The sequence below is a fragment of the Gammaproteobacteria bacterium genome (assembly GCA_016712635.1).
Lineage (GTDB): Bacteria > Pseudomonadota > Gammaproteobacteria > SZUA-140 > SZUA-140 > JADJWH01.
The window spans coordinates 69,676-81,489 of the sequence record JADJQS010000007.1 but is presented as its reverse complement, the minus strand read 5'-3'; the positions used below and the strand labels follow the sequence as shown (position 1 = coordinate 81,489).

Genomic DNA, 11,814 nt, shown 5'->3' with positions numbered 1-11,814 from the left:
CCATGCTCCTGCCCGGCCGCAGCCCAAGGTGCGCAAGAAGATCATGGTTGAATTCACACAGGAAAGGGTCAATGTGCAGGATCTCGTGATCGGCATGTACGTCACCCGCCTCGACCGGCCCTGGATCGGCACCCCGTTCCCGATCCAGGGCTTCCACATCAAGAATTTCAACGAGATCCGCACGCTCGGCAGCTATTGCAGATACGTCTACATCGACGTGGTCAAAAGCAAGGTCGAGGTGGCGACGAACCCGAAGCGCAAACCCGCCCGATCGGGACCCAGGGAACCGCGTGCCTACGTCAACCTCAAGACCAACGAGTCAAGCTATCCCAGGACCAGAAGCATCAAGCAGGAAATCTCCACTGCCGGCAATCTCCATCGCGACGTGGCCGCCGCAGTCGACAGCGTGATGAATCAGATCGCAAGCGGCAGGCCCGCGAACATCCCGGCGACGCGCAAGGTGGCAAACAGGATGGTGGACAGCATCCTGCGCAATCCCGATGCATCGGTCTGGATCGCCCGCGTCCGGGACAAGGACACCTACACCTACGGCCACTGCGTGCGCTCTTCAGTCTGGGCGATCTCCTTCGGCCGCCACCTCGGCCTGCGCAAGGAACGCCTGGAGAATCTCGCCATGGGCGTGCTGCTGTCGGAAGTCGGCTATACGCGCCTGCCGACCGAGATCCTGACCAAAAAGGAACGCCTGACGGCGGAAGAACTCGAAGTCATGAAGAAGCACGTCGAGTATAGCGTGGAGATACTGAAGGGCATTCAGGGAATCAACGAGGATACCCTGTGGACCGTGCGCACGCATCACGAGCGCTACAACGGCAGCGGCTTCCCCAAGGGGCTGCGCGGCAACCAGATCCCCCTGCTCGGCAAGATCGCCGGCATCGTCGACTTCTACGACTCCGTCACCGCCCCGCGCTATGACGAAGAGGCGCTGTCGCCGGCGGCGGCCATGGCCCTGCTGCACAATATGCGCGACGAGGAATTCCAGACCGAACTGGTCGAGGAGTTCATCCAGGCCATCGGCATCTATCCCACCGGCACGCTGATCGAACTCAGCACCGGCGAGATCGGCATCATCACCGAGCAGAACGCTGACCGCCGCCTGCGCCCCAAGATCATGCTGATCCTCGACCGTGACAAGCAGCCGGTGAAGAAGGCGGCCGAGATCGACCTCCTGGTCTACACCTCGGACGGCGACGGCAATCCCGTCGACATCCGCCAAAGCCTGCCGGACGGCGCCTACGGCATCGACCTGACCCAGTTCCGCGGAAACATCGTGTCGCGCCTGCTCGGACTCGGCAATACCCTGTTCAGACATTGAGCCGGAATTACGGGTTCGCGGCCGCCGTATTCACCGCGATGACGGCGCACGCGCGATTTACCCCGAGGTTTTATCTCTACTCCCCTCCTGCCGATACAAAAGTCGTAGCCCGAGAACCTGTGCCGACCCGCTGCCCATGCGGACCCGCAGGAAGACGGAATATTTATTAATAACAATAGGATGCTGAACGATGAGCAGCCCCAGCCATGTGATCGACCTCCCTGTTTCTCCGCTGCGTTCCACGGTGGCGGAAGGCAATCTGCTGAACGCGCCGGTGGCGGCTACCCTGATGAACGGCAAGACCATCACCGGGCGCCTGGTCACCCTCGACGGTCCGCAGGCGGTCCTCACCCTGCAAGGCAGTGAAAAGGGGCGCTCCATCATCAAATTTTCCGACCTGCGCCAGCTGAACTTCATCAACAAACATCCGACCAACACCGCCAAGCATCCCCTGATGGAAGAGCACGCCGGCGACGTGTCGATGCCGCGCGCGGTGGAGGATTTTCATGTCACGTTCGTCGATGGACGTTTCCTCACCGGACGCACCCGCGGTTCCTTTGTCGACGAGATCGGCCTGCACCTGTTTCAACTGGTCGGCAGCGCATACATCAGCCGCATCTTCATCCCGGCCCAGGTCGTTAAGAAATACAATATCGGCGAGAGCAAACCCGCCACCGTGCATGCGCATGGCGGCGCCAGGGCGCGCAAGTCCGAACCGGCGGCCGACAAGAAGCCCGCGCTGAAACGGCGCAAGACGGACAGCAAGACCAGCGGACTGGCGCTCAACTCGATCCAGCTCGAACAGGCCCTCGACAAACAGGCGGGGCAGTCCGGCGGCAACCTGCTCGGATCCAAGCAGATCGGCGCCATGCTGGTGGAGGCCGGCATCATCACCGCCGAGCAGCTCGAGGCGGCGTTGAAGACGCAGCAGCAGGACCGGTCGCAGAAACTCGGCGAGATCCTCGTCCGCATGGGAACGGTGTCCGCCCACGACATCTACCGTACCCTGGCCCACAAGTTCAGCCTGCCGTTCGTGCTGCTGCGCAACTTCTACATCGACTTCGAATGCCTCAGCCTGGTGCCGGCGGACGTGGCGCAGAAATACATGCTGGTCCCGCTCGTGATCCATCAGAACCGCCTGGTCGTGGCGATGGACGACCCCGCCAACACCGAGGCGCTTACGCTCCTGCGTTTCATCACCCGCTTCACCATCGAGCCGACCATTGCCACCCGCGAGGACATCAACTGGGCGCTCGGCAAGTATTACGGCGCCGTGACGGCGCCGGCCGCGCCGGCACCCGCGGTCACGGCGGCGGAACCGCCACCCCCGCGACCGGAAAAGATCGCGGAACACGGCGCCGCCGACAGCGTCAAGCCCATCATCAGCTTCGTGGACAACACGCTCCTCGACGCCATTCAGCGCAACGCGGTGGACATTCACTTCGCGCCGAAGCGGGACTACGTCGAGCTGCTGTTCCGCATTGACGGCGCGCTGATCCCGATCCGTCGCTTCAGCAAGGTGCTCTATCCGAAGGTGGTGGACCGGCTCAAGACCATGGGCGGGATGGACCTGCACAAGACCCGCGGCGCCCAGCACGGCCGCGCCTCGATCGTCAACGAGGATCTCATCTACGAACTGCGCATCGCCCTGATGGACGGCGCCGACGGCGCCGAAGCGGTGATCCACCTGCTCAATACCAGCACGCGCCTGCGCACGCTCAACAATCTCGGCCTGAACACGCGGGACGAATTCGTATTCATGGAGGAGCTCAACAAGACCTACTCCATGGTGCTGGTCACGGGTCCTGAAGGCTCGGACAAATCCGCAACGCTGTACGCCGCCATGCTCGCCCTGAAGACGCAGAATCTGCGCATCCTGACACTGGAAGATCCCATCAGCCACCACCTCACCGGCATCGACCAGGTGCAGCTCGAGCGCGGCGCCGGGGCCAGCTACGCGGCCCTCGTCAAACACATGGATCTCAGGAACACGGATGTCGTCATGTTCGGGGAGCTGCGCGACGGGGAGACCGCGGTGTGCGCCATCGACACCGCGCTCGGCAAGCACCTGGTGCTGGGAAAGCTGCACGCCGACAACACCGTGGAAGCGGTCCTGAAGCTGACGCGGATGGGAATCCAGCCGCGCCGGCTCAAGGCATCGCTCCCCTGCGTGCTCGCCCAGCGCGCGCTGCGGCTGAATTGCTGCCACTGCCTGGAGGTCGAGGACGCACCGGCGGATATGCGCCAGGCGCTCGGGGTGGGAATGGACGAGGTCTTCTACCGCAGCAGGGGATGTCCGCGCTGCAACCAGACCGGATACCAGGGACGCACGATGGTCTACGAAATGCTGGAGATGACCCCGGAGATCTACGCCCTGCTGGAAAGCGGCGCGGCCGCGGCCGACATCCGCCAGCAGGCGATCAGAAACGGCATGGTCACGCTGATGGAGAGCGCACTCAGCCAGGCCAGGATGCGCACCGTCTCGCTCGCCGAGGCGTACCGCAACGGCTGAGACACCGGCGCGACATGCGCCGGCGCTCCTTTGCCGGACCGGGTCGCTGCCCACTATAATGGGCGCATCGCCGGCCGCAAGGTAGTCGTCCCGCCGCATGACCGCAATGTCCGATCAACCCGCCAGTCTCGGCATCGCCGTCCTCACCGTCTCCGACACGCGCACGGAGGCGACGGACGGTTCCGGCGGCGTTCTCGTGGACGCCCTGCGGGACTCGGGGCACCGCCTCTCCTCCCGGCTCATCGTCCCCGACGACATCCACCGCATCCGCGCCGCAGTCTCCGCCTGGATCGCCGACGAAGCCGTCGACGCCGTGATCATCACCGGCGGCACCGGCCTGACCGGGCGCGACGGCACGCCGGAGGCCGTGCGCCCGCTGTTCGACAAGGAGATCGAGGGATTCGGCGAGCTGTTCCGGCAGATCTCCCATCGCGAGATCGGCGTCTCCGCGCTGCTTTCGCGCGCACTCGGCGGCATCGCCAACGGCACCGCCATCTTCTGCATCCCCGGATCCCCCAGCGCCTGCCGCACCGCCTGGAACGGCCTGATCCGCGAACTGCTCGACGACAGGGTCAAGCCGTGCAATCTCGCCCGCCTGCGCCCGCGCCTGCGCGAATAGCGCCGCCCCGCGCCATCCCGGAGCCTTCGCCTCGATGTCCGCCCTGAGGAGCGAAGCCGAGACCCTCTACCTGCTGCTCGCACGCGCCGTGACGGTCGCAGGCAGCGAGGAGATCGATATCGGCGCCGCGCTGGGCCGGGTGCTGGCGCAGGAAGTGCGCGCGCCGAGGGACCTGCCCGCCGCCAACAACAGCGCGATGGACGGTTATGCGGTACGCAGTGCCGACCTGGCTCCGGCGGGGGAGACGCGCCTCGCCGTCGCACAGCGCATCCCGGCCGGCGCGACCGGACACGCGCTCGCGCCCGGCACCGCGGCACGGATCTTCACCGGCGCGGCGCTGCCGCCCGGCGCCGATGCCATACTCCCGCAGGAAACGGTGCGGCGCTCCGGCGACGCGATCCTCGTCCCGGCGGGGGGCGGCGCCGGCGGGTACGTCAGGAACGCGGGCGAGGACCTGGCGCGGGATGCCCTCGCGCTCGCCGCAGGCACACGCCTCGGTCCGCAGCACCTCGGCCTCGCCGCCGCGCTCGGCCGTGCGCGCCTGCCGGTGCGCCGCCCCATCCGGGCGGCGATGTTCTGCACCGGCGACGAGCTGGTCGCCCCGGGCGGCGCGCTCGCGCACGGCATGACCTATAACGCGAACGGTCCCATGCTGCACGGGCTGCTCACAGGCCTCGGCTGCGCGGTCGACGACCTCGGCATCATCCCGGACGATCCGCACGCCACCTCCGCCGCTCTGGCGCTGGCAGCCGACGGGGCCGACATCGTCCTCACCAGCGGCGGGGCCTCGGTCGGCGAGGAGGACCATGTCAAGGCGGCGCTGGCGGAACGGGGCCGGCTCGAGCTGTGGCAGGTCGCGGTGAAGCCGGGCAAACCCATCGTCTACGGGACGCTCGGGGCGGCGCATTGTTTCGGCCTGCCCGGCAACCCGGTCTCCCTGTTCGTAACCTTCTGCATCTTCGTACGCCCCTTCCTGCTCAAGCTGCAGGGCAGGACGGACCTCGCGCCGCGCGCCCTGCCCGCGCTGGCCGGCTTTGAACGCAGCAACCCGATCGAACGCCGTGAATACCTGCGGGGCCGGCTCGCCCGCGACGCGGAGGGGCGGTCCGTCGTCAGCATCCATGCCAACCAGAGCTCGGGCGCGCTGAGTTCGACGACCTGGGCCGACTGCCTCGCCGTCGTTCCCGCGCGTGAGACGGTCCGGCGCGGCCAGACCATTGACGTGCTCCCCTATGCAGACCTGCTCTATTGAAACCGCAAGCACCGGGGCATTAGAAATCAACCAGATACATCCATGATCCTCGCGTCATTGCTGAGCTCATGCCGATAAAAACCTCCGCGCCCGCTGCGGCTGCAGCAGGACCCATGCGCGATTTGCCACGCCGGATGAATCACTTGGCTTGCCCTGTTCGGGCATTCTGTCATTATCTGATGTACACAGCTTCAGTGGACACCCAACAATATCAATAACCTGCGCAGAGGACCTTCCGCGATGAATCTCTTTCGAACCAAGCCGATCAACGCCGATATGTACTGCGACACCGGACTGCGGCGCTGTCTGTCCGCCTTCGACCTCACCATGCTCGGCATCGGCGCGATCATCGGGGCCGGCATCTTCGTACTCACCGGGATCGCGGCCGCCACCAAGGCCGGGCCGGCGATCGTGCTGTCCTTCGTGCTGGCGGGATTCGCCTGCGCCTTCGCCGCGCTGGCCTACGCGGAACTCGCCGCCGCGGTCGGGGGCTGCGGCAGCGCCTACGGTTACGCCTACGCAGGGTTCGGCGAGTTCATCGCCTGGATCATCGGCTGGGATCTCCTCCTCGAATACGGCGTGGCCACCGCGGCGGTGGCCATCGGCTGGTCGGGGTATCTGAACAACGCGCTCACCGCCATGGGCATGCCGCTGCCGGTCGAGCTGACGCGCAGCCCGGCGGACGGGGGGCTCGTCAATCTCGCCGCGGCGGCGGTGATACTGGTGCTGGCGGTTCTGCTGGCCGTCGGCATCCACTACAGCGCGCGCTTCAACGCCGCCATGGTGCTGATCAAGCTCAGCGCGATCGCGGTCTTCATCGCGGTCGCCTCCGGCCACGTCGACCCTGCCAACTGGACCCCCCTTCTCCCCTTCGGCTGGGAGGGTGTGGCGGGCGGCGCGGCGCTGATCTTCTTCGCCTACATCGGCTTCGACGCCGTATCGACCGCCGCGGAGGAGGCGGTCAATCCGCCGCGCGACGTGCCGATCGGCATCATCGCCTCGCTCGCCGTATGCACCGTGATCTACATCCTCGTCTCCGGGCTGCTCACCGGCATCGTCCCCTACCACACGCTCAACGTCGCCTCACCGGTGGCGGACTCCCTGCTGCGCCTCGGCCACCAGTGGGCCTCCGCGGTGATCGCGGCCGGGGCGATCGCGGGCCTGACCACGGTGATGCTGGTGTTGTTCTACGCCCTCACCCGGATCTTCCTCGCGATGTCGCGCGACGGACTGCTGCCGCCGGGCATCTCGCGCATCCACCCGGGGACGAAGACTCCGGTCCGCACCATCCTAGCCAGCGGCGTGGCCATGGCCGCCATCGCCGGATTCACTCCGATCGGCGACGTCGCGGAGCTGGTCAACATCGGCACGCTGGCCGCCTTCGTGCTGGTGTGCGGCGGCGTCATCGCGCTGCGCCACACCCACCCCGACCTGCTGCGCCCGTTCCGCAGCCCGTGGATGCCGGTTGCGCCGCTGCTCGGCATCGCCTTCTGCCTGTACCTGATGGCCAGCCTGCCGCTGGTCACCTGGATCAGGTTCGGGGCATGGCTCGCGCTAGGCATGGTGGTCTACTTCATGTATTCGATGCGCCACAGCGCACTGGCGCGGGCACCGCAGCAGGGCGAGGGCTAGCAGCCGGCTTCGTCGGCGGCATCCGCCTCGTAGAGGAAACAGCGCACCGTGTGCGTCGATCCGATGCGGGTGACCGCCGGGTACTCCGCCCGACACTGTGCGGTGGCATGGGGGCAGCGCACGTGGAAATGGCATCCCGACGGAGGCCTGGCCGGCGACGGGAGGTCGCCCTCCAGCCGGATGACCTCGCGGCGGGTCGCCTGCTCGATCACCGGGATCGCCGACAGCAGCGCCTGGGTGTAGGGATGCTTGGGCGCGTTCAGCACGTCGTCGACCGTGCCGTGCTCCACGATGCGGCCGAGATACATCACCGCCACCTCGTCGGCGAGATAGGCCACCACTGACAGGTTGTGGGTGATGAACAGATAAGACAGGCCCATCTCGTCCTGCAGCCGCTGCAGCAGGTTGAGGATCTGCGCCTGCACCGAGATGTCGAGCGCGCTGGTCGGCTCGTCGCAGACCAGCAGGCGCGGGTTCACCGCCAGCGCCCGCGCGATGCAGATGCGCTGGCGCTGGCCGCCGGAAAACTCGTGCGGATAGCGGCGCACGGCGTCGCGCGGCAGCCCGACCTGGTCGAGCAGGGTCTCGACGCGCGCCTTCCGCCGCGCCGCATCCGGCTCCAGGTCGAGCGCGCGCATGCCCTCCTCGATGACGTCGCCCACCAGCATGCGCGGATTCATCGACGAGAAGGGATCCTGGAAGATGATCTGGAAGTCGGAACGGCGCCGGCGCAGTCGCTCACCGCTGAGCTCGGTCAGCTCATCGCCGTCGAACCTGACGCCCCCGGCGGTGGGCCGGATCAGCTGCAGGATGGACTTTCCGATCGTGGTCTTGCCGCAGCCTGATTCGCCGACCAGAGCAAAGGTGCGCCCGCGGCCGATGGCGAAGGAGACGTCGTCCACCGCATAGACATGTCCGACGGTGCGCTTGAACAGGCCGCGCTGTATCGGAAAATGCACCTTCAGCCCGGTCACTTCGAGCAGCGGCGCGGTCTGGTCCGCGATGCGCCGCCGGCTCGCGGCCGTCGCCGCCGCCGCCGCGGCCCGCGCCGGCGGCGGCGCCACCTCGGGATCGAGCAGATGGCAGCGCGCCGCCTGCTGGTCCGATACCCGGATCCAGCGCGGCTCGACCTCCCGGCAGGTCTGCCAGGCGGAATCGCAGCGATCGGCGAAGCGGCAGGAGGTGAACGCGCGCGCGAGCGAGGGCACTGCGCCCGGGATCACGGCCAGGGGCTGGGCGCGCTTCTCGATCTTGGGCAGAGATTCGAACAGCTTGCGGCTGTAGGGATGCTTGGGGTCCGCGAAGAACTGCGCGCGCGCGCTCTGCTCGACGATCTGTCCGGCATACATCACGGCGACCTGGTCCGCCATCTCGGACACCACGCCGAGGTCGTGCGTAATCAGCAGGATGGCCATGCCGCGCTCGCGCTGCAGCCGCCGCAGCAGCGCGAGTACCTGCGCCTGGATGGTTACATCGAGCGCGGTGGTCGGCTCGTCGGCGATCAGGAGGTCGGGTTCGCCCGCCAGGGCGATCGCGATCATCACGCGCTGCTTCATACCGCCGGACAGTTGGTGCGGATATTCGCCCAGGCGCTGCGCCGGATCCGCGATGCCGACCGCGTCGAGCAGCTCCACCACCAGGCGGGTCACCGCGCCGCCCTTCAGGCTGCGGTGGCGGCGCATCGTCTCGGCGATCTGCTCGCCGACGGTCAGCACCGGATTGAGCGAGGTCATCGGCTCCTGGAAGATCATCGCGATGCGGTTGCCGCGCACGCTGCGCATCGCGGCCTCGGGCAGGCGCAGCAGGTCCTCCCCGCCGAGCAGCACGCGGCCGGCGGCGATGCGTCCGGCCGGGACCGGCACCAGACGCATGATCGAAAGCGCTGTCATCGACTTGCCGCAGCCCGACTCGCCCAGCAGCGTGAAGGTCTCGCCGCGGCGGATGCTGAAGCTGACGTCATCGACCGCGCGCACCGCGCCTCCGCGCGTCTCGAAGTGGGTGCACAGTCCTTCGACTTCCAGCAGCAGGTCGCTCATGCCGTTCCGCCCCGTTTACCCGCCCCGCAGCCGCGGATCGAAGGCGTCGCGCACCGCGTCGGAGAACAGGTTCGCCGCCAGCACCAGGGCGAACATGAAGACGAATGCCGCGGCGAGCGACCACCATACGATCGGCTCGCGCGCCATCTCCAGACGCGCCCCGTTGATCATGTTGCCCCAGCTGTCGGTGGAGGGATCGACGCCGACGCCGACGTAGGACAGCACCGCCTCGGCCAGCACCAGCCCGCTGAAGTCGAGCACCACGCTGATCAGCACGATGTGCATCACGTTCGGCAGCAGATGGCGCGTCATGATGCGCAGGCGCGTGACACCGAAGGCGATTGACGCCTGCACGTACTCGACCTCGCGCAGCTTGAGCGCCTCACCGCGCAACAGGCGGCACAGACCGGTCCAGCTCGTGACACCGAGGATCAGACAGAGGAACAGCAGGCGCATGTCGGCCCGCTCGGCGTCGGTCTGGAACAGTTCGGGATGGGTGTCGATGTAGACCTGCAGCATCAGGATGGCGGAGGCGATCAGCAGAACACCGGGAATGGAATTGAGGGTAGTGTACAGGTATTGGATCACGTCATCTATCCAGCCGCGCAGGTAGCCGGCCATGATGCCGAGCAGGATGGCGAACGGCAGCATGACGAGCGTGGTGAGCGTGCCGATCACGAGCGCCGTGCGTATGCTCTTGACGGCCTGGTAGAACACGTCCTGGCCCACCTGGTCGGTGCCGAAGATGTGATACGCGCCCGCGAGCCGCGCCGCCACCGCAGCCAGTACGATGATGATGCCTGCGGTGGACAGTGCTGCGCGCCAGGGGATGCGCGTGCGTCCGGCGGCGACCCGCGCCAGCGCGTGGACGAACCCTTTCGCGCGCGCGCGCGCGATGGCGAACACCACTGCCGCAGCGAACAGGGACCACAACGCCGCCCCTGCCGCGGCACCGCCCAGGGCGCGCCGGGCGATGTCGCCCGCGCGGTCGGCATCCGGATCCTCCAGGTGCGCGCCGCCGTAGCGCAGGCGCGGGTAATCCCACACCGTGCCGCCGTCCGGCCCCTCCACCGCCTCGCGCGCGTAGAGGCGGGTCGCGAAGGGCGCCGAGTAGGTCTTTTCCACGCGCTCTTTCAGCGGCCGCGCGACGATGTCGAGCAGGCTCAGCACCTCGACCGAGTAATAGGTCTCCTGCGCCTGCTCGCCGCGCTGCTCCAGCGCCGGGCGGAAATGCACGGAATCGAGCAGCGCCACCGCCACAAAGGCTGCCAGCACCACCAGGGAGATCACCGCCGCGCGGCTCTCCAGCACGCGCCCCCAGGGCGCGCGCAGATGCTCCCGCGCGCGCGCGTAGAGCGCGAAGGCGACCACCGCTGCGATCAGCAGGAACACCAGGGCGTCGGTCCAGAGGATAATGGGCTTGATCATGCGGATCTGCGCGGATGTTTCATGTCAGTTCAGGCGGACGCGGGGGTCGACCAGGGTGTAGGAGATGTCGGTGAGCATCAGTCCGATGATGTACAGCACCGAGCCCAGGAACACCATCGAGCGCACGACGGCGAAATCCTGCGTCTGGATCGCGTCGATGGTATAACTGCCCAGCCCGGGGATACCGAAGAATGACTCCATGATCAGGCTGCCCATGAACAGCAGCGGCAGCACCACCACCGCGCCGGTCAGGATGGGGATCATCGCGTTCTTCAGCACATGCTTGAACAGCACGGCGGATTCAGGCACGCCCTTGGCACGCGCGGTGCGCACGTAATCCTTGCCGATCTCCTCGAGGAAGATGGTGCGGTACCAGCGGCTGCCGGATCCGATACCGCCGACCACGCCGATCAGCACCGGCAGGATGACGAACTTCACGGCGTCGAGCCCGTCGTCGTAGCCTGATATCGGCACCAGGTGCAGCAGCTTCCCGACCAGGTACTGTCCGGCGATGATGTAGAACAGCCCGGAGATCGACATCAGCACCACCAGGGCCACCACCGCGACGGTATCGATGTAGGTGGCGCGGAACAAGGCGATCAGCAGCGCCACGGTGATGTTGGTGAGGAGGCCGATGATGAAGACGGGAATGGCGAGCGCGAGGCTGGCCCACATGCGCTGCCGGATATCATGGCCGATGTCGCGCCCCGCATCCGAGGCGCCGAAGTCGAACGCGAACAGGCGCAGCGACTTGTCGAAGAAGATGGTGTCGGTAACCTTGCCCATGCCGGCGGCGGCGCCGTTGTAGAGCACCGGTCTGTCATAGCCGCGCTCCTGCTTCCACTGCTCGACCGCCTCCGGGGTGACGTGCTTCATGCCGAGCTGCATGCGCGCCATGTCGTCCGGCGTGTTCACCACGAAGAACAGCACGAAGGTGATGACATTGACGCCGACCAGGATCGGCAGCGAATACAGTGCCCGGCGCAGGATGTAGTTCAGCAT

General features: G+C 66.9%; 8 protein-coding genes. 5 read left to right on the top strand and 3 right to left on the bottom strand.

All coding sequences use genetic code 11. The features are described from left to right. Window positions 1-43 precede the first annotated feature (43 nt). The 5 genes from IPK65_10030 to IPK65_10010 all read left to right on the top strand — a co-directional run bounded on the left by IPK65_10030 (window position 44) and on the right by IPK65_10010 (window position 7,348). On the top strand, window positions 44-1,333 hold the full coding sequence (locus tag IPK65_10030) for an HD-GYP domain-containing protein (GenBank protein ID MBK8163455.1): 1,290 nt from the start codon (window positions 44-46) through the stop codon (window positions 1,331-1,333). A 190-nt stretch (window positions 1,334-1,523) separates the two neighbouring features. Continuing rightward, entirely contained in the window at window positions 1,524-3,845 is a 2,322-nt protein-coding gene (gene tadA / locus IPK65_10025; GenBank protein MBK8163454.1) for a Flp pilus assembly complex ATPase component TadA, read from the top strand. A 106-nt stretch (window positions 3,846-3,951) separates the two neighbouring features. Next, entirely contained in the window at window positions 3,952-4,464 is a 513-nt protein-coding gene (gene moaB, locus IPK65_10020; GenBank protein ID MBK8163453.1) for a molybdenum cofactor biosynthesis protein B, read from the top strand. Window positions 4,465-4,498: 34 nt separating this feature from the next. Then, window positions 4,499-5,716, top strand: coding sequence for a molybdopterin molybdotransferase MoeA (locus tag IPK65_10015; protein MBK8163452.1), 1,218 nt, complete (start codon window positions 4,499-4,501; stop codon window positions 5,714-5,716). A gap of 240 nt (window positions 5,717-5,956) precedes the next feature. Beyond that, window positions 5,957-7,348, top strand: a complete 1,392-nt coding sequence (locus tag IPK65_10010; GenBank protein MBK8163451.1) for an amino acid permease — start codon at window positions 5,957-5,959, stop codon at window positions 7,346-7,348. Here IPK65_10010 and IPK65_10005 read toward each other — a convergent pair. The 3 genes from IPK65_10005 to IPK65_09995 are packed head-to-tail and all read right to left on the bottom strand — an operon-like array spanning window position 7,345 to window position 11,814. Then, window positions 7,345-9,384: an ABC transporter ATP-binding protein gene (locus tag IPK65_10005; protein ID MBK8163450.1), complete on the bottom strand. Its 2,040-nt coding sequence runs from the start codon at window positions 9,382-9,384 to the stop codon at window positions 7,345-7,347. The two genes, IPK65_10010 and IPK65_10005, sit on opposite strands and share 4 nt — an antisense overlap. A 15-nt stretch (window positions 9,385-9,399) precedes the next feature. Continuing rightward, window positions 9,400-10,812 carry an ABC transporter permease gene (locus tag IPK65_10000; GenBank protein MBK8163449.1) on the bottom strand — a complete coding sequence of 471 codons (1,413 nt, stop codon included), beginning with the start codon at window positions 10,810-10,812 and terminating at the stop codon, window positions 9,400-9,402. A gap of 24 nt (window positions 10,813-10,836) precedes the next feature. Then, window positions 10,837-11,814, bottom strand: coding sequence for an ABC transporter permease (locus IPK65_09995; protein ID MBK8163448.1), 978 nt, complete (start codon window positions 11,812-11,814; stop codon window positions 10,837-10,839).